This window comes from Salegentibacter holothuriorum, assembly GCF_900168045.1.
In the GTDB taxonomy this organism is placed as follows: domain Bacteria; phylum Bacteroidota; class Bacteroidia; order Flavobacteriales; family Flavobacteriaceae; genus Salegentibacter; species Salegentibacter holothuriorum.
In genome coordinates this window covers 453,024-472,411 of the sequence record NZ_FUYY01000002.1, presented here as the reverse complement: position 1 = coordinate 472,411, position 19,388 = coordinate 453,024, and the positions used below count along the sequence as shown (strand labels likewise).

15 protein-coding genes and 1 tRNA gene are annotated in these 19,388 nt (G+C 36.5%); 3 read left to right on the top strand and 13 right to left on the bottom strand.

All coding sequences use genetic code 11. The features are described from left to right. Positions 1 to 93: 93 nt before the first annotated feature. A complete protein-coding gene (locus B5X51_RS06505; RefSeq protein WP_079720154.1) occupies positions 94 to 543 on the bottom strand; it encodes a 6-pyruvoyl trahydropterin synthase family protein in 450 nt (149 codons plus the stop codon). Positions 544 to 643: 100 nt separating this feature from the next. Here B5X51_RS06505 and B5X51_RS06500 point away from each other — a divergent pair, with 100 nt between their 5' ends. Next, positions 644 to 1,300 (top strand): 2OG-Fe(II) oxygenase, encoded by a 657-nt coding sequence (locus B5X51_RS06500; RefSeq protein ID WP_079720153.1) that lies wholly within the window; start codon positions 644 to 646, stop codon positions 1,298 to 1,300. 185 nt (positions 1,301 to 1,485) lie between these two features. On the opposite strand, the gene B5X51_RS06495 is transcribed toward B5X51_RS06500, so the two are convergent. The 5 genes from B5X51_RS06495 to B5X51_RS06475 all read right to left on the bottom strand — a co-directional run bounded on the left by B5X51_RS06495 (position 1,486) and on the right by B5X51_RS06475 (position 4,794). Next, positions 1,486 to 1,674: a hypothetical protein gene (locus B5X51_RS06495; RefSeq protein ID WP_245828711.1), complete on the bottom strand. Its 189-nt coding sequence runs from the start codon at positions 1,672 to 1,674 to the stop codon at positions 1,486 to 1,488. Between the two features lie 108 nt (positions 1,675 to 1,782). Then, complete coding sequence (locus B5X51_RS06490; RefSeq protein ID WP_079720152.1) at positions 1,783 to 1,962, bottom strand: hypothetical protein; 180 nt, start codon at positions 1,960 to 1,962, stop codon at positions 1,783 to 1,785. Positions 1,963 to 1,965: 3 nt separating this feature from the next. Next, positions 1,966 to 2,733, bottom strand: coding sequence for an enoyl-CoA hydratase/isomerase family protein (locus tag B5X51_RS06485; protein WP_079720151.1), 768 nt, complete (start codon positions 2,731 to 2,733; stop codon positions 1,966 to 1,968). 131 nt (positions 2,734 to 2,864) lie between these two features. Next, the gene (locus B5X51_RS06480; protein ID WP_079720150.1) at positions 2,865 to 4,193 is read right to left on the bottom strand and encodes an MATE family efflux transporter; all 1,329 of its coding nucleotides are present in this window, start codon (positions 4,191 to 4,193) and stop codon (positions 2,865 to 2,867) included. A gap of 79 nt (positions 4,194 to 4,272) precedes the next feature. Continuing rightward, the gene (locus tag B5X51_RS06475; RefSeq protein WP_079720149.1) at positions 4,273 to 4,794 is read right to left on the bottom strand and encodes a GNAT family N-acetyltransferase; all 522 of its coding nucleotides are present in this window, start codon (positions 4,792 to 4,794) and stop codon (positions 4,273 to 4,275) included. A gap of 73 nt (positions 4,795 to 4,867) precedes the next feature. Between B5X51_RS06475 and B5X51_RS06470 the strand changes: the two genes are divergently transcribed. Further along, positions 4,868 to 4,941, top strand: a tRNA-Ala gene (locus B5X51_RS06470). Between the two features lie 398 nt (positions 4,942 to 5,339). Here B5X51_RS06470 and B5X51_RS06465 read toward each other — a convergent pair. The 5 genes from B5X51_RS06465 to B5X51_RS06445 form a co-directional block, all read right to left on the bottom strand. Beyond that, on the bottom strand, positions 5,340 to 6,242 hold the full coding sequence (locus B5X51_RS06465) for an alpha/beta hydrolase family protein (RefSeq protein ID WP_079720148.1): 903 nt from the start codon (positions 6,240 to 6,242) through the stop codon (positions 5,340 to 5,342). A 6-nt stretch (positions 6,243 to 6,248) separates the two neighbouring features. Next, on the bottom strand, positions 6,249 to 8,984 hold the full coding sequence (locus B5X51_RS06460; protein WP_079720147.1) for a PD-(D/E)XK nuclease family protein: 2,736 nt from the start codon (positions 8,982 to 8,984) through the stop codon (positions 6,249 to 6,251). Positions 8,985 to 9,060: 76 nt separating this feature from the next. Next, positions 9,061 to 10,479: an OmpA family protein gene (locus tag B5X51_RS06455; protein ID WP_079720146.1), complete on the bottom strand. Its 1,419-nt coding sequence runs from the start codon at positions 10,477 to 10,479 to the stop codon at positions 9,061 to 9,063. A gap of 191 nt (positions 10,480 to 10,670) precedes the next feature. Next, a complete protein-coding gene (kbl, locus tag B5X51_RS06450) occupies positions 10,671 to 11,864 on the bottom strand; it encodes a glycine C-acetyltransferase (protein WP_079720145.1) in 1,194 nt (397 codons plus the stop codon). A gap of 31 nt (positions 11,865 to 11,895) precedes the next feature. Then, positions 11,896 to 15,027, bottom strand: a complete 3,132-nt coding sequence (locus B5X51_RS06445; RefSeq protein WP_079720144.1) for a UvrD-helicase domain-containing protein — start codon at positions 15,025 to 15,027, stop codon at positions 11,896 to 11,898. Positions 15,028 to 15,192: 165 nt separating this feature from the next. On the opposite strand from B5X51_RS06445, the gene B5X51_RS06440 reads away from it, so the two are divergent. After that, positions 15,193 to 15,801, top strand: a complete 609-nt coding sequence (locus B5X51_RS06440; protein WP_079720143.1) for a superoxide dismutase — start codon at positions 15,193 to 15,195, stop codon at positions 15,799 to 15,801. Positions 15,802 to 16,492: 691 nt separating this feature from the next. On the opposite strand, the gene B5X51_RS06435 is transcribed toward B5X51_RS06440, so the two are convergent. Both B5X51_RS06435 and B5X51_RS06430 read right to left on the bottom strand, forming a co-directional pair. Next, positions 16,493 to 18,391, bottom strand: a complete 1,899-nt coding sequence (locus B5X51_RS06435) for an amidophosphoribosyltransferase (RefSeq protein WP_079720142.1) — start codon at positions 18,389 to 18,391, stop codon at positions 16,493 to 16,495. 60 nt (positions 18,392 to 18,451) lie between these two features. Further along, the gene (locus B5X51_RS06430) at positions 18,452 to 19,375 is read right to left on the bottom strand and encodes a PfkB family carbohydrate kinase (RefSeq protein WP_079720141.1); all 924 of its coding nucleotides are present in this window, start codon (positions 19,373 to 19,375) and stop codon (positions 18,452 to 18,454) included. Positions 19,376 to 19,388 lie beyond the last annotated feature (13 nt).

The following is a 19,388-nucleotide window of genomic DNA, read 5'->3' as shown; positions in this document are numbered from 1 at the left end:
TAAGCCTTCTGTCTTAATCTTCTCTCGAAGATTAATCCACCTTCCCATTTAAAGGAAGGAGTGCTGAGTTACTGTCCCTTCGGGGCTGGGGGCTTATTGATCGCTTGCAAACCATTCTGCAAAACTGGATTCGGTTTCCTGTAGTCTTAGCGAGTGAAGCTTTATATGTTCAGGTAAATATTTTTTAATTTTTTCAGCAAAATCTACCACCATATTTTCGCTGGTGGGTTGGTATTCAACAAGAATAACATGGTGCCCTCGGTTCTTTAATTCTTTGGCAAGCTCTACGTGAGGTGTATTTTTATTGAAAACTGTGGCGTGATCAAACTGATCTACGATTTCAGATTTTACGATCTTCTTCAGGTCTCCGAAATCTATTACCATTCCAAACTTCACATTATCACTATCGGTTATAGGTTCACCAATTACACAAACACTTAGTTTATAGCTGTGGCCGTGTACATTTCGGCATTTTCCGTCGTAGCCATAAAGGGCGTGGCCGGTTTCAAAAGAGAACTGTTTGGTAATTCTAATCTTGCTCATTTCGCGTTATTTTTTGCAAAGTTAAGAGTTTTTTAGCGTTATATTTTTTTGGCCGCGCAATTATGTTTCTGTTGTATATTTGCCCGTTTTTTAAATGAGAATGATAACCGAAAACGCTCCTGAACTTTTTGAACAACTGGATTTTATAGAAAATCCGTTTTACGAAAATATTATTACCGATTTAGTTGAAAATCAATATTGTATTGTAGACGATTTTTTTAATGCTGAAGAAGTTGCCATGCTTCGGAATTCTTTAAAATCGAAGTTTGAAGAGGCGCAATTCAAGAAGGCAGCGATTGGCAATAGAACCAATGAAATTGTTGCGAAATCTATTCGGGGAGACTTTATCCTGTGGCTAAATGAAGCCGAAGCTGGAAAAGCCGAAAGCCTATTTTTCAATAAAATTAATTCGTTAGTAGCGTATTTAAATAAAACCTGTTTCCTGGGAATTTTAACAAAGGAATTCCATTATGCACTTTATCCCGAAGGTACTTTTTATCAGCGACACCTGGACACTTTTCAGAATGACGGGAGAAGAAAACTTTCTATGGTTTGTTACTTAAATGACGAAGACTGGAAACCAGAAAATGGTGGGGAATTGGTGATTTATTCCGAAGAAAATGGGGCTGAGGTTGCCAAAGCTATTTATCCAATGCCGGGTAGGGTAGTGATTTTTGAAAGTCAGGTTTTGGAGCACGAAGTAAAACCGGTAAAAACTGCAAGGCTAAGTATTACGGGTTGGTTAAAAACCCGATAATCGGGATTTATTTGTTTACCTGTCTGAAAGCTAAAGTATAGTTTGTTAATGTATGGAATCTTACATCGATGCAGGTTAATTCTTGAATTTTTTATAAAGCACTACCACAATTAAAACTACGGCTAAAATTAGCCAGAATCCTATTCCGCTAAGGAAACTTAAGAATTCCCAGGTATCTTCTCCCATTAGTTCATTCGGTTTTTCGCCTGTCTTCTCCTCCAGTTGTAACGTGCATAGAAGAAAATGGCAAGAATAAGTAAAATACCTAACAGGTAGAGCCAGTTATCGGCGATAAATTCCCAAATGGTAAAACCCCATTCCTGTTCGCTGGTTGCATCCCGGTCTTTTGGTAAATGTTCTTGTGGTATACTCATAAGCTTGTTTCTAGGATGGAAATTAAGCTTTTTAAAATAAGAAATCTGTTATAGGGATGCTAATTTCCCAAATTGAAACCAATGTAAGTTTAAGATTAAAAACCCAAACTAATTTTTAATCTGGCGTTTATTGTTTTTAATCATCTTGTAGAGAAAAAAACCAAAAAGCCCGGCAATTATTATAAGACCAAGTAATATAAAAAGAAGATTGTCACCAATAAAATAACCTATAGAATATCCAATACTATGTGCCTTATCTCCGCTTTGGTCAAAGTAAAGTAAATACATGTTTTATTTTTTATATTTATTTAAAGCGTTTTTGGTGAAATCTGAAAGCACTAATTCTCCTGAAATTGCCGCTCTTTCTGCCAGTAATTTATCCCAGTGCTCTGTATTTTTCCACAGCATTTGTTTCATTTCGTAAAGTGCTTTTGGATTGTAAGATGCTAGTTTTTCGGTAAAAACAGCTATTTCCTTATCCAAATCTTTTAGGTTCTCAAACACACGAGCATATAAGCCTTTATCTTTAGCCCAATAAGCGTTTTTCCATTCGTGGGCAGCCAGGCTTAATTCGCCAAGTGCGCCAACACCAATTTTTCGTTCTACGGCCGGGGCAATTACAAACGGCCCAATACCAATACTGATCTCTGAAAGTTTTACCGCGGCAGCATCAGTAGCCATGGCATAATCGCATGCGGCAACGAGTCCAACACCGCCACCAACAGTTTTTCCCTGGATACGACCTACAATGAGTTTTTTACAATTGCGCATCGCATTTAAAACTTTTGCAAAACCCGAAAAGAATAATTTCCCGGCCTGCAAAGTTTCAATCGCTACAAGTTCATCAAAAGAAGCACCCGCACAAAAAGCTTTTTCTCCTTCAGATTTTAATAAAATCACTTTTACGTTGTCGTCTTCAGATAATTTCTGAAACTCTTTCTCAAGCCGGTCTAATAAGTCTGAAGGGAAAGAATTACTGGCGGGATGGCCAAATTCTAAATGCGCGATTCCGTTTTCTATGTTGGTATATAAACTTCCGTTTTCACGTGTGGTAGACATAAATTTGATTTTTCAGTTAGCTGAATACCCAAATTTAGAAAGATTAAGCCTGATTTTGCCAGTTTTGGATTAAAATTTAGAGTTTGTTCTTTTATATAGTGAAGAGTGAAGAGTGTATGCTGTCCACTGAATCAAACTTCCTTTTGTAAATATTTTCTTCTGAATTTAATGACCAAACCGGCGCTACGGATAAGCATCCAAACAAAAAACGCGATCCAAATTCCGTAGAGTTTTAAACCGTAATAATCTGAAATTAAAAGAGCAGGAGTGAAGCCCAAAAATGTGGCTACCAGCAATAAATTACGCAGGTATTTTGCCTCGCCCAAACCTTTAAAAATTCCGTCAAACATAAAAGCGATGGCATTTACAGGTTGCATTAATAATACGATCCAAAAAACCGATGAGAATATGGCAAGGACAGCAATATCTTTATTAAAAACTAACCCAATTTGATTGTAGAAAAGTCCGCAGATTGCCATTAACATAAAAGCGATCAAGACCGCGTATTTGCTTATTTTTTTACTGAGTTCCCATAAATTTCTGTAATCCCTGGCGCCTAGTAATTTTCCGCCAATCGCGTTTCCTGCATTCGCATATCCATCTATAAAAAAGCTAAAGAAAAGCCAGATGTTCATCAAAATACTTTGGGCGGCGATATAGTTTTTCCCGTAATCGGTGGCGTAGGCATTGGCCAGATAAATGGCGAAATTCAAGGCTGCGGTTCTCACAAAAAGATTGGCCGCCATTAGTAGAAGCCCTTTTAAACGCGGATTTATATTTAAACTCAGTTTTAAGTGAAAGGGCGTTTTTTTGAAGAAAAACCATAATGCCATCACCAACATGGTTCCTTGTGCAGCAAGACTGGCATAAGCAGCGCCTTTAAGATGCATGGCAGGGATGAGGCCTTCAATTCCGTAAACCAGTAGAAAATCTAACCCTACGTTTACAGCAGCACCGGCAAGGCTACATTTCATTGCCCAAAGTGTGTTTTGAAGTCCGCGAAATACACCGAAAATAGCAAAAGTCACCAAAGTTAACGGATAGCCCAACGCACGGATTTGATAATAATCTTCAGAATATTGTAAGATCAAACCTTCGGCGTTATATGCGCTAAAGATTGATTCTGCGAAAAAAGCGGTAGTAGCATAGATCACCAGGCTAAAAGCAAAATTGAAATATATGGCCTGCGGAATAAGCGTTTTTACCGCGTGAATACGGTTTGCACCCAGATGCTGTGAAATAATGGCAGAAATAGCGGTTTTAGTTTGAGCTACGATCCAAATAATCGCAGAAAGAAATGAACCTACAATTCCTGCTGCGGCCAGCGCTTCAACCGAGTTTTTTTCTACATTTCCAATTACGGCGATATCCGTTAGCGAGATCAACGGCTCGGCAATCCCGGCGATAATTGCGGGAATAGCAATTCGGTTTATATTTTTAAAACTAACAGAAGATTCCAACAGCGGTTATTTTCAGCAGCAAATATAGAATGCTTTATTGTAAAGCCTCATCGCAAGATTAATTTCTTAAGGGTTTTTCTTAATTTTTCGTTTTAGCAGTTGATAAAAGTTTTTCGTAGCAATGAAAAGGATGTTCATTTTTATGCGGAAAATAGACATCCCCAAGTTTGGTGTAACCACGGGCTTCATAGAATTTCTGATTGCGTATGTTTTTACTGAATGTATCTAACCTTATGGAAGCAAAATTCTTTTTTTTAGCAAATTCTTCAGTAAAATCCATCATTTTTCTGGCGTAACCTTTTCCCCAGAATTCTGGGTGCGTGGCCAGCCTGTGAACATACAGATTATTGTCGGTTTTGCTTAGCCAGTCTATATTGCGATACACTTCATCCATATTGGGAGTAAGGACTATAATGGCGATAATAATATTCTCCTCCTCAAAAACATATAATTCTTGCTTCTCAATATCTTTTTGAAGTTTTTCCATGGAAGGATAATTTTCATTCCATTGAAATATATTCTGCTGCTGAAGCGCTTTTGCACAGGCTTCGGTTAATTTCTTGATCTCCCTGAGATCGTTTAGGTTAGCTTTTCTAATCATTTTTTAATCAACAATAATAAATAAAAGTTATCGGTTGGAATTTACAGAAAATTATTACATTTGCCTTGCAATTGGGGGATTAGCTCAGCTGGCTAGAGCGCCTGCCTTGCACGCAGGAGGTCATCGGTTCGACTCCGATATTCTCCACAAAACCACCGTTTTTCACGGTGGTTTTTTTATTTCCGAACTTTTTCATTTTCAAAATATTACGAGCTGGCTAGAGCGTCCCGATGCAAGATCGGGAAGGTCATCGGTTCTCCCGAAGTTTCGGGACGACCTTCTCCACAAAACCACCGTTTTTCGCGGTGGTTATTTATTTTCGAATTTTTTCATTTTCAAAATAATGAAAGCTGGCTAAAAAAGGTTTTCTTCAAGCTGAACTTGTTTCAGACTTTATCCCGATTTTGCTTCGGGATTCTAACGTGTTTAGATTATCAAAATATTAGATTCTGAACTAAATTCAGAATGACGATTTATTTAAAATAAAAAACGATCTTAAAAATTAATTCAAGACCGTTTTTAGTGAAAATATATTTTTAAAAAACTTAAGAATCAGCTTCGTCGTTATCTATGTATTCGTCTTTTAGATCCTGAACGCTGGCTGCAAGAAACTCTGAGGTTCTGTTCAACACGTGCTGAAATTCCTTAGTTAATTCATCTTTATTCCACGGGTGGGAAATACCAAAAACGTGATCGGCATTTTCAACTAAAAGTAATTTTGATATAGCACTCCATTCAAATAAATTTCCGGCATCAGCTATTGAAACTGTGGTGTCGTTACTTCCGTGAGCAATAAAGTGAGGGATATCCAGCTTTTTAGCCGATTTTTGAATATTTAAACGTTCCCTGTTTTCTCTAAAATTTTTATAGAACTGATAATGATGAGGTAATTGCTGCCCCGTACGCGTGTTTTTTATGTATTGTACGCCTTTTTTCTCCCAAGCTTCCAGTTCTTTTTCCTTTGGAAAACGCGATGCAAAATCACTTACCGCGGCAAGTGTAATAAGTTTATCAATCCTTTCTTCTTCAGCAGCTTTTATAACGGCAATACCGCCACCACGGGAATGCCCAATTAGGTTAATGCTTTTCACATCTATTTGTTGAGCTTGATCAAAATCTGGTGTTAAAACCCAGTCTATAACGGTTTGTAGATCGTCCAGCTCTTTAATATAGTTATTATCGCCAAAAGCTTCGATATTTAAAAATTCAGTAGGATTATCTGGTGAAGTACCATTATGAGAAAAATTAAATTTCACAAAAAAGTAGCCTTTTTCAGCATAAAATTCTCCCATTTTATCCCAGGCACCCCAATCCTTAAAACCTTTGTACCCGTGGCAAAAAATCACGATTGGTTTTGGTTTTTTATCGTCTTTAAAAGTTAGATCAATTAAGATTGGCTTATTATGTTTTCCATCAATCTGGAGATTTGTTCTTTTAGTAATTTCCATAGGTTTTTATATTTCTTTTTCAGTAAAAGGAACTTCAGGATCGCAAATTTCTGTAATTAGTTTTTTTAATTCTATTTCAAATGCATCTAGGGTTTCTTTATTTATAGCAGTTTCTTTATTTTTTGTTCTTGGTTTATCTTTTTTGCCGAATTTAAGGAATCCGCTTTTTAAATTTTTAAATGAAATTATTCCTGCTTCTACGGGAAAATCCAGTAAATTCTGGTCTTGTATCATCTTTGTATATGCCAGTACCTGGAAACTTTTGCTGTATTTATCGTAATCTGAAGCGAGATCTTCCCAATCTACAATTTCAATTTTGTCTTGAGTTACCTTTCCTGTTTTATAGTCAATAATTCTGGTGATACCGTTAGTATTTTCTACCCGATCCACTTTTCCGCGCATAAATATCGGAAAATCAAGCTTCCCTATATTAATCTCAGATCTTAAGTTTTCCTCAATTTTTAAGATTTTAATTTCTTCGGTTTTAAGTCGGTCTAGTTCCAGATTTAAAAAATTACGGAGATAGCGTTTGGCCACTTCAAAGATTAACAGATTTTTGCCCTGGTTAACCGGCCCGTTCATATAAGATTTTTTAAACTGAAATGTTATCTCCTCTTCGATCTTCGCTTTAAAAGCTTTAATATCTTCTGCCGTGAGTAGCTTATTTTCCAGGGGTTTGTAGAAATTTTCCAGACTATCGTGTACTACCGTCCCAAGCGTATTATAAGCCACAGTTTCTTCCACTTCTTCGCTATCGCGCACCCCAAGAACGTACTGCCTGTAAAAATCAAGCGGATTTCTTATATAGGAAGTCAATGCTGAGGGGGAGAAGCCATAAGCAGCTAGTGACTTAATTTTCTCCATAATTTCTGGAGTTTTTTTAACTTCCCGAAGTTCATTTTTAATTGCCGGAACTTTTGGGCTTACCATGGCGTGCGTGAGCTGATGCGCCGGTTGTTTCTCAATTTCCAGTTGAGTAAGAAACCTGCTTTTTTCACCGGAATTTAACCCGTCGGTTTCTGTGTTATAAAGCAAATGCACATTTTGAGCCCGTTGCAAAAGCCTGTAAAAGTGGTAGGTGTAAACCGCGTCTTTTTCTTTATAAGTAGGCAGTTTGTAAGTTTGCTTTAGATCGAAGGGAATAAAAGAGCTCCCCGATTTTCCTGAAGGCAAAACCCCTTCATTTACCGAACAAATAATGATATTTTTAAAATCTAAGGCGCGAGATTCCAACATTCCCATAAGCTGCAAACCTTTAAAAGGTCTTCCCTGGAAATCCAGGCTTTGGGTGCTCATGATCTCTTTATAAAACTGGTAAAGCGACTTAATACTTTTTAAATGCGGATAGGTTTCATTAAGATTTTCCAACTTGTTAAATAACACATGAAAATGATATAGAAACTCCAGTGCAAGCTTGTTGTCGCTACTTTTTAAATGAATTTTAATCTGGTTTATGAGTTGCTGAAAGGCTTCTAAGACTTTATAAGGTGAGTTATCCCATGTTTTAAAACAAGCCTTTATTAAAGCTTGTGCTTCAACCGAAAAAGAATTTATAATTTCTTCAGAAGATAGGTTTACGCTATTTTTTGATTGAATTTTCTCTATAAAAACTTCGGTTTCCTTCTTTAGAATTTCATTTAAAGCGGGATGATTTATGACCGAAATGACATCTTTGTAATAATAGGCTGAACCCGTGTTTTGATGAATTTGGAATAATCTATCAAAAAGCGAAGCGATGGGTGCATTTTTAAGCGGAAACCCCATAGTGATATTTAAATCTTTTACGTTGGGAGGCAAACTATTTAGAACGGGTAATAAGAGATCTTCCTGACCTAGAACCACGGCAGTTTCCTGTAATGTTTCCTCGTCTAAATTAGCCAGTAATTCCCCTAAATATTTGGTCTGTCCAACATTTTTAGGAATTCCGGTAATTTGAATATTTTTAGGTTTATGGTATTCGTCTACCTGGAGTTTTGCTTGCTTTTCCTTGTAAACCGGCCAATCTTTTAAATATTGATTTATAAAAAGGGATGCATCGTGCTGGTGGTCTTTTACAAAAACCTCATCGAGATCCCAATAGATCTCGGCTAAACCATTTTCTAGTAAATGCTGAACAATTTGCTGTTCGGCAGTGTTTAATGCGTTAAAGCCAATAAAAACGTGTTTAGAGCGATGTTTTTGAGCATAAGTTGCGATATTTTCTGAAGCCAGTCTATAAATTAATCCCTGATAACCGGTTTTATTGGAAAGCAACTCTTTTTTTAAACCTTCGTAATAAGCCGGGAGGCTTTTCCAGAAGGCTAAATAATTATTAATGAGCTCTGTTTTGGGCTCTTGAATGGACCAGTGTTTTAAGTCCTGAATATCTGCGAGGTAATTAAAGAACTTTTTATAATCTATTAAATAACGGTCTATTTCATTAAAATCGTGAATTAGGCTTTGTGCCCAGGCAGTAAAAGTTTCAAAATCTTCCTGTACTTCTTCAGGAGTAATTGTTTTATAAACTTTATAAAATTCAAATAAAGTTATAGTATTATCTACTGTTTTTGCTTCAGAAATAACTTCTGTAAATTCCTCAATGCTATAAACTTTGGGTGCGAAAATATGATGCTCACCTAATGCTGAAAGCTCTTTAAGCAAAAAGCTTCCCGCTCTTTTGCTGGGAAGTATAAAAATTGTTTCGGAAATATTTTCTTTGGAAGAAATAAGTTCTTTAAGAACTCCTGAAATAAAAGATACCATAGCATAAAAATAAAAAACGCCCCGGAAACCGAGACGTTTTTATATAATAATTATCTAATCTTATTGGAAGATTAAATTACTCCATAGAAGAATCAGATTCTTTTACTTCTTTATTTTTATCTAAAGAGATTTCAACTCTACGGTTATCCTGTCTTCCGGCAGCCGTATTGTTAGTAGCAATTGGTCTTTCTTCACCATAACCTTCAGAAGTTAATCTACTGCTTGGTACACCATTTTCTTCTAACCAGGCTTCTACTGATGCAGCACGCTCACGAGAAAGTTTCTCGTTATATGCGGCACTACCAGTACTATCTGTATGACCTTCAATATGGAAGATTGTATTTGAATATTCGTTCATGATTTCTTTGATAGACTGTAAAGCCTCTTCAGACTCACCTCTAATGGTGGCCTTGTTCAAATCAAACAATACAGTTTTAGAATATTCATTCAATTCAGAAATAACTTCTACATCTGGTTCTGGACAACCATTATTTGCGGCAGTTCCAGCAACTTCAGGACAGTCATCGTCTTTATCTAAAACACCATCGTTATCCATATCTTCGTAAGGACATCCATTGTTTTCAGCAGGACCTGCTTCGTTAGGACAGTCATCTTCATTATCTGCAACCCCGTCACCATCGGCATCAGGACATCCATTCATTTCAATAGAACCAGCTTCTTCTGGGCATTCATCTTCTGGATCTGGAACTCCATCGCCATCAGTATCAGGACATCCGTCAAATTCAGCTAGGCCAGCTTCTTCTGGGCAATTGTCCATACGGTCTTCAATTCCATCTCCGTCAGAATCTGGACATCCGTTAAATTCTGGTAAACCAGGAGTCTCAGGACATTCATCATCTTTATCGTAGATACCGTCACCATCAGAGTCAGTTCCTCCAAACATGAATTTTATACCACCGGCGTGTTGAAAGTGGGTTGCACCATCAACGTCAAAAACGTGCTTGTAATTAGATTCTAGTGTTAAAGCAACATTATCGTTAAACCAGAAGTTTAATCCAACTTTACCGTTAAGTGTTGCCGCATTAAGATCTGAAATAGGAGCGTCGCCATTATCGGCAATGCTGGTGTAACCACCACCAATACCAACAACAGGATCAACCCATCCGTCATTAAGTAAAGCTCTTAGGCTATAATTAAAAGATCCATCAACAGCATAATATGCCATTTGTGAAACTCCCATATCGCCATAATTTTCAATTTGGTTTAAAGAACCTGCAAGTTCAAATACAAAACCACTTCCAATATAGCGACCTACTGATAATCTTGATACAGATGGTAAAATGTTCCAGTGGTCTCCAGTATTAAAGTACTCGTCAAAAGTTCCACCTAATGGAGCATCTTCACCCGTTGGATAGAAATCTACCGCGTTGGTTTGAACCCCAATGGCCCAAGGATTGTTAGCATCCTGCGCATTTACCGAAGTAATGCCCAGAACCAACATTGTAGCGAATAAAATTTTGCTAAGATGTTTCATATTCAATAGTTTAGTTTTAAGTGTTAATTGTTAACAAAAGTAGATTGTTAAAGCTTATCGGCAAAGCATAAAATAATAAAGTTTTCTTAATAATCCCTTGAATACTCTGGTTTTTGAGAGCTTTTTAAGAATTGTCAACCTTTTTTTTTGATAAATTCTTATTTCGTTATCGCAACCTAAAACGCTATATCTTAAATCACTCCCAATTCTTTGCCAACCCTTGTAAACGCTTCTATAGCTTTATCTAAATGTTCCTGCTCATGTGCTGCAGAGAGTTGTACTCTAATTCTAGCTTTTTCCTTAGGAACAACTGGATAAAAGAATCCTATTACATAAATACCTTCTTCTAATAATCTATCTGCCATTTTTTGTGATAACTTGGCATCATATAGCATTACCGGAACTATAGCTGCTTCCCCATCAATAATATCAAAACCGGCATCTTTAATTCCCTGTTTAAAATATTTTGTATTGCTTTTTAGTTTTTCACGTAGACTGTTGTCATTTTCCAACATATCAAAAACCTTAATGGATGCTCCCACAATAGCTGGAGCAAGGGAATTTGAGAACAAATACGGTCTTGAACGCTGTCTTAATAACTCTATAATTTCTTTTTTAGCCGTGGTATAACCTCCCATAGCACCACCAAGGGCTTTACCCAGAGTACCAGTGATTATGTCTACTCTGTCCATCACTCCTTTTTCTTCCAGGGTACCAATTCCTTTATCTCCAATAAACCCGGTAGCATGACATTCGTCTATCATTACCAGAGCATCATATTTATCAGCCAGGTCGCAAATTTTGTCTAAAGGAGCTACAAGGCCATCCATAGAGAAAACACCATCTGTTACAATGAGCTTAAATCTTGCACCTTTTTCGTTGGCATCTTTAAGTTGTTTTTCCAAATCGGCCATATCGCCATTTTGGTAACGATATCTTGCCGCTTTACATAAACGCACCCCATCAATAATAGAAGCGTGGTTTAGGGAATCTGAAATTATTGCATCATCTTTGGTTAAAAGTGGTTCAAAAATTCCACCATTGGCATCAAAACACGCAGCATAAAGAATAGTATCTTCTGTTCCGTAGAAATCGGCTATTTTTTGCTCCAGTTCTTTATGAATATCCTGAGTTCCACAAATAAACCTAACACTAGACATACCAAAACCGTGGGTGTCCATAGTATCTTTCGCGGCTTTTATAACTTCTGGATGAGAGGATAATCCTAAATAATTATTGGCACAAAAGTTAATTACTTCCTGCCCGGTAGAAATTTTGATCACCGAATCCTGTGGGCCGGTAATTATTCGTTCTTTTTTAAAAAGGCCGTCTTCTTTAATTTGTTCCAGCTCTTTTTCTAAATGTTGTTTTATTGATCCGTACATAATTCTAATTTTTTACAAACTTACATTTCTTTTAAACAAGGCGCACTTTAAGTGCTTTATTTGTGTAAACAAGGTTTTTGCTACCTATGCTGTAGCCCATTTCTTCCAAAATCTTGGCATAAGTATTAATTTGTTCTTTATGGGAGGGATTAAATTTCCCAGTTTTATAATCTATAATATTTACTGTTTTTCCCGAAAAATTAATGCGGTCTGGCCTTAATCTTTTTCCTTCGGGAGTTAAAATATCACGTTCATTGTAATTTTTAGCTTCATCGGTGTAAAATGCTGAAAGCTGTGGATGATTGGTAATTTCAAAAAGCAATTTTTCTATTTTTTCTGCAGAATCTTTTGTGATAATACCATTGTTTATAGCTTGTGCAACCACAGGTTTTACCTGATCTTTATTATCTATTTGAGCCAATAATTCGTGCAGAATTTCTCCTTTTTCTATGGCTTCTTCTTGTTTGCTGTCCCATAGCATTCCCGATTTTGTCACGATATTTACCGCTTTATTTTGTGTTGCCGATGAATAGCATGTTTCAGAAATAATATTTTCTGAATGATTTTCTTCTGAAATTTCAGGGCTACCAATTTCACCAAATTCATAAGTATTGATATTGGAATCCCACCTCCCAATTTCTTTTAAAAAGCCAATCAGTAAGCCTGATGTTTTATAGGATTTTTCATTTCCTTTTGCATCTATTTCTTTTTTGCTCAGCAAATACAACTGTTGCGAAGCTCGGGTGCAGGCTACATAGAGTACATTTAAAGTGTCGAGTTCTTTTTGATGGATTAACTCGGAATAAATATCTGAAGCCTTTGGTCCCCAATTCAGCATTTTATCTGATGCGCTTAGGTAATTCATAGGAATTTCATTTAATGGCGGCTCCATTGGTAACCAAAGTGAATCCATACGTGTACTTTTAGAATCTGAATTTGCATAAGGATAGATTACCACCGGAAATTCCAGACCTTTAGATTTGTGAATGGTCATTATTTGTACTGCATCTTCTGCTTTTGGAACTACAATGCTTAAACTTTCTATTTCCTGTTTCCATAAATCGATGAAATCGGCTATGCCCGCGGTTGCCTTTTGAGTACTTTCAAAGATGAAATCGAGAAAAAACTGAACATAAGCGTTAGAAGTTTCAACCAGGGAAAAACTTCTAATAATATATTCGGCTGCTTCGTAAACTGAAAGTTGCTTGATTTCATTAAGATCAAAATCAATATCATAATCTTTTAACCAGTGGAAAAACGCCTTACCGTCTTTCTTTAAATTCGCTGAAATAATAGGATACCGATTCTCTATTTTTAGAAACTCTGCCAAAAAATCAAAAAGTTCAAGTTTTAAAGTTTTGTCTTTAGGGCTTAAAGAAAATTCTAATAGGTGGGCGATAAAATTCACTTTAGGCGAATTGGCCACCAATAAAGTTTCCGACGAGACTACAGGGATATTATGCTCGCTTAAGTAATTTGCAATAGTTACACCTTCTTTCTTTTTACGGGTTAAGATGCAGATATCTCCTTTTTTGAACTTTTTCTGTTCTAAATTTTGAATGATTTCAAGAATTTTTTCAGGATAAATCTCGTGTTCTTCGGCGGCATTTTCCGCTTCAATAAAATCGATATTCACATAGCCAAAGTCACCAGCCTGCGGATTTTGTTTGCTTTCCTGAAATAAGCTGGAATAGGAGGAATGTTGTAAAGTGCCGGCCGCAAAATGGAATAAACTATTGTTGAAGTTTACAATCTGGCTTCCACTACGGTAATTATTGGGTAGGTTTTCTACCCGTTTTTCAATACTAAAAGGATTAGTTTCTAAACATAAGTCTATAAATTGCTCGGCTTTTCCGCCGCGCCACCTGTAAATTGACTGCTTGGCGTCCCCTACCAGCATAGCACTGGCTGGGTCCTTAGTGTTTTCAGATGAAAGTTTATTGTCTATTAGCGGAATAAGATTTTCCCACTGCATCTGCGAGGTGTCCTGAAATTCATCTATAAAATAATTTTGATAACGCTCCCCAAGCCTTTCGTAAATAAATGGTGCCGGTTGGTCTTTAACCTGGGCACTAATTTTAGGGTTAAACTCTGAAATTAGAATAAGGTTACGCTCCTTTTTGATAAGTTCTACTTCCTGGTTTATAGCATTAAGAAGTGAAAGTTGTGTTAGATTTTTTCTAATTGCTTCAAGAAAATCAAGGTTTAAATAGGCTCTTTTAGAAAGTTCAAAGAGACTTACTATTAAGGATTGGATGCTGTCTAATGCATCCTTTACAGCCTGATTTTTATTTGATTTCGTGTAAAGTGGAGTACTTTCAAGCTTTAGCATCCACGCCTTTTCAAAACCGTCTATAGATTTTTGATCTCTTAATTTTACAAAATGTTTATAAACATACCCACCGCTAAAGTCTTTCTCTACAATATTATTGCTTTCAACAAGCTCAAAAAAATCGGTACTGGTTTCTTCAATTATAGTTTCGGTTTTTTTAATTTCTGAACTTATTTTCTCCTTAAATTTTTGGAAGTCTTCAGTGGTTTTTCCCTTGAGTTTCTTTAAAGCTTCCTGGTGGTTTTCTCCAATAAGTAATTCAGAAATTTCAAAAAGGTCTTTTGCAATATCCCAGCTTTTATCGTCATCGGTTTTACTTATGGCAAAGGCTACAAGGACTTTTGTAAGCTCTTTATCGGTTCCGGCTTTACTAATAAGCCTATCCACGGCTTCCATTAGTATCTGCCGTGTATTTAAAGCAATCTCAAAATTTACCGGTAATCCCAGGTCTTTCGCAAAAGTTCTAAGAACCCTGTGGGTAAACCCATCTATGGTAGATACTTCAAAAGCCGCATAATTGTGGATAATACTTTTTAGGATCTTTGCAGCTTTAGCTTTAAGTTCTACTTCGGTTAAGCCTGTTTCTTCAGCAATAATTTTGAAAAGCGGATTGTTTTTGGCCGAGGTTTTTTCAGCAGTAAAACCTCTTAAGCTACTTATAATCCTGGATTTCATCTCGTCTACAGCCTTATTGGTGAACGTAATAGCCAGAATGTTTTTATAAGCTTCATGCTTATGGCTTTTAAATAGCAGCAGTAAATATTCTTTAACGAGGGTAAAAGTTTTTCCCGATCCTGCTGAAGCATTATAAATGGTAAAATTATTCTTCAAGAAAGCCTGTGTTTTATAGAGATTTGATATTTTAAAGGTAAAATAAAAATGTTTGGATTTCTGTGTATGCTTTTAAGTATTTTATAACACTAAATTATTTTTATTAAATAGGTTAATACCTAAATTTGGATGAATTAATTACTAATCACTAAAAAATATATACCAATGGCTTTTGAGTTACCAAAGTTAAAATATGCTTTTGATGCATTAGAACCACATATAGATGCGAAAACCATGGAAATTCACCACGGGAAGCATCACGCAGGTTATACAAGTAAATTGAATGCTGCAATTGAAGGCACCGATCTTGAGGGGAAGACTATAGAAAATATTCTTGAAAATCTTGATAAATCTAATACTGCTGTAAGAAATAATGGTGGTGGTTTTTATAACCATAGATTATTTTGGGAAGTTATGTCTCCAGATGGTGGCGGGAAACCAGAAGGTGATCTTGCGAAGGCAATAGACACTGCATTTGGTTCTTTTGAAGCTTTCAAAGATGAATTTGCTAAGGCAGCAGCAGGACAATTTGGTTCTGGTTGGGCCTGGCTTTGTGTTCATGAAGGTGGAAAAGTAGAAATTTGTTCTACTGCAAATCAGGATAACCCATTAATGCCGGGAATTGGCTGTGGAGGAACTCCTATTTTAGGTCTTGATGTTTGGGAACATGCATATTACCTAAACTATCAAAACCGTCGTCCAGATTATATCGAAGCTTTTTTCAATGTAATAGATTGGAAAGAAGTTGGAAGTAGATATGCCAAGCAGAAATAATAAGTGCTTATTTCTAATAATATCATTAAAAAGGCCGCCATTAGGGCGGTCTTTTTTTTGCTGAATATTTAAAATAAAAAAAGGCGGATTTTTAGATCCACCTTTTTTTGCCCCAAATCTACCATGAACTTAACCTACTTATGTTATGGTGACTCTAAAGTATATTGAATAAAGCTTGATCACAACTTTTTTAGATTAAAGGCGTAATTATTTGTTAAAAACCTGAAAATCAAAAATGAATGTAAGAAAAGTGCTTTTTTATGTGAGTCTTGTAGTTAGAAGAAATTTGGATAATGAGCTTCTAAAAATAGTACAGTGATTGTTGTTATAAAAAAAGGCGGATTTTTAGATCCACCTTTCTTTGCCCCAAATCTACCATGAACTTAACCTACTTATGTTATGGTGATTCTAAAGTATAATGAATAAAGCTTGATCACAACTTTTTTAGACCAATGGTATATTTACTTGTTAAAGTATTGAAAATCAAAAATTAATGTAAGAAAAATTTCTCTTTTGAAGAACTGTAGGTCTGTAAGAAAATAAAAAAAGGCAGATCATAGATCCACCTTTTTTTGCCCCAAATCTACCATGAACTTAACCTACTTATGTTTATGGTTCTGCTAATGTATATAAAGTTAGTTCTGCTAGAAATCATTTTAGATGAAAGGCAGAAATATTTGTTTAAATGCACTTAGTAGGCTCTGCCTTCGTTTCCTTCATAAAAATTAATAAAAGCTCTATTCACTACGCGGTTGCCTCCAAAGGTTGGATAGTTGCCGGTAAAGTACCAATCACCCAGGTTTTTAGGGCAGGCTTTGTGCAAATTATCTACGGTTTGGTAAATTACTTTTACATTTGCCTTTACATCGGTATCGCAAAGCAATTCTGAAATTTTATCTGAAATCTGCTCATCTGTAAAGGGTTCGTAGATTTCCTTAACGAAATTCTTTACTTCTTCATCGGCCAAATCTACTTGTAGTTTACATTTTTCATAAACCTTCTCGACGATATCATATTGGTTGTTATCTTTTAAAAGTTCCAATGCTGCTCTAAAAGCAACAAGACCTTCCAGACGGGCCATATCTATCCCGTAGCAATCGGGATAACGAATTTGTGGTGCCGAAGAAACCACAACAATTTGTTTTGGGTTTAACCGGTCCATCATTTTAATGATACTTTTCTTTAGAGTGGTACCCCTAACAATACTATCATCTATAATCACCAGGCTATCTTCTGGTTTAACCACCCCGTAGGTCACATCGTAAACATGGGCAACAAGGTCGTCACGGCTGCTATCTTCAGTAATAAAAGTTCTAAGTTTTACGTCTTTAATCGCAATTTTTTCGGTGCGTAATCTGTGGGCTAGTATTTCTTTAAGCCTCGCATCAGTTAGAGTTTCTTTTTCGGCAAGAATGGCGTCATTTTTCTGCTTGTTAAGTTCGTCTTGAGCAGCTTCAACCATTCCATAGAAACTTGTTTCCGCGGTATTAGGAATAAAAGAGAAAACAGTATTTATAGTGTCGTGGTTTATAGATTTTAATACTTCAGGCATCAATAAACGCCCAAGCATTTTACGTTCTTTATAGATTTCGGCATCGCTTCCACGGGAAAAATAAATACGTTCAAAAGAACATGCTTTTCGTTCTAAAGGTTCAAGGATTTCTTTGATGTTAACCTCTCCGCTCTTTTTAGTGATAATAGCATGTCCCGGAGGTAGTTCGTGTACATCATCAAAATCTACATTGAAGGCTGTTTGAATTACCGGTCTTTCTGAAGCAACTACTACCACCTCGTCATCCTTATAGTAATATGCCGGGCGAATTCCTGCAGGATCACGTAAAACAAAAGAATCTCCGTGACCAAGCAATCCGGCCATAGCATAACCGCCATCCCAGTTCTTAGAGGATTTTCTAAGAATTTTTGCGACGTTTAATTTCTCACCAATTATAGGAGAAGCAGCTACTTTTGAGAAGCCTTGCTTTTTTAATTTTTTATATAGTTTTTCTACTTCAGAGTCGAGGAAATGCCCAATTTTTTCCATCACCGTAACGGTATCGGCTTTTTCTTTTGGATGCTGCCCAATTTCTACCAGGTTATTAAAAAGCTGGTTTACGTTGGTCATATTAAAATTCCCAGCAACTATAAGATTACGATGCATCCAGTTGTTTTGTCTAAGAAATGGATGTACACTTTCTATACTGTTCTTCCCAAAAGTACCGTAGCGAACGTGCCCAAGGTAAACCTCACCAACATAAGGGATGTTCTTTTTTTGAAGTGCTACATTATCGGCATATTCCGGGTTGGCTTTAATTTCGTCGTTAATTCTACCGTTAATTTGTTCAAAAATATCCTGAATTGGTTGTGCCTCATTAGATCTAATTCGGCTAATATAACGGTCTCCGGGTGCGGTATTTAATTTGATGTTGGCAAAACCGGCTCCATCCTGGCCGCGGTTGTGCTGTTTCTCCATCATTAAATACATTTTGTTTATCCCGTAAAAGGCAGTACCATATTTTTCTTTATAGTATTCCAGGGGTTTTAACAATCGTATTTGGGCAATCCCACATTCGTGTTTTAAGGCGTCACTCATAATAAAAGGATTTCAATCCTGTTTTATATAAAAAATGCCCTGAAAGTTCAGGGCATAGGTTTAGGTTAATGCTATTTCAAACTGAGTTAATTTCTTGAACTCTTCAAGGCGCGAATCTACTTCCTGGCCTGAAAGTTCTTCCATTCTTTCGGTGCCAAATTTCTCAACACAGAAAGAGGCGAGGTTAGAGCCGTAGATAATGGCATTTTTCATATTCTCAAAACTAATATCACCAGATTTTGCAAGATAACCTGCAAAACCTCCAGCAAATGTATCTCCAGCTCCTGTAGGGTCAAAAACTTCTTCTAAAGGAAGGGCAGGAGCAAAAAATACCTGCTCTTCGTGGAATAATAATGCGCCGTGTTCACCTTTCTTAATCACTACATATTTTGGTCCCATTGTAGCGATCTTCTTAGCAGCTTTTGCTAAAGAGTATTCGCCAGAAAGTTGCCTGGCTTCTTCATCATTTATAGTAATTACATCTACTTTAGCAATTACTTTCATTAAATCTTCCAGGGCATTATCCATCCAGAAGTTCATAGTATCTAAAATCGCCAATTTTGGAGATTCAAGTTGTTCTAAAACGCTAAGTTGAACTAAAGGGTGTAAATTACCCAGCATTACAATTTCAGCATCCTTATATCCATTTGGTACTACCGGATTAAAGTCGGCTAACACATTTAGTTGTGTATCTAAAGTATCTCGGGAATTTAGATCATTATGGTACCGGCCACTCCAAAAGAAGGTTTTTCCGCCGGGAACCACTTCAATCCCATCTATATTTATGTTGTTTTTTGTAAGAATGTCAAGGTATTTTTGTGGGAAATCATCTCCCACAATAGATACCACTGCGCTATCTACATTAAATTGTGAAGCCGAAAGCCCAATATAGGTTCCTGCACCTCCAAGAATTTTATCGGTTTTCCCAAATGGGGTTTCAATTGCATCAAAGGCTACTGTGCCTACAATCAGTAATTTACTCATAAATTTGTTTAAA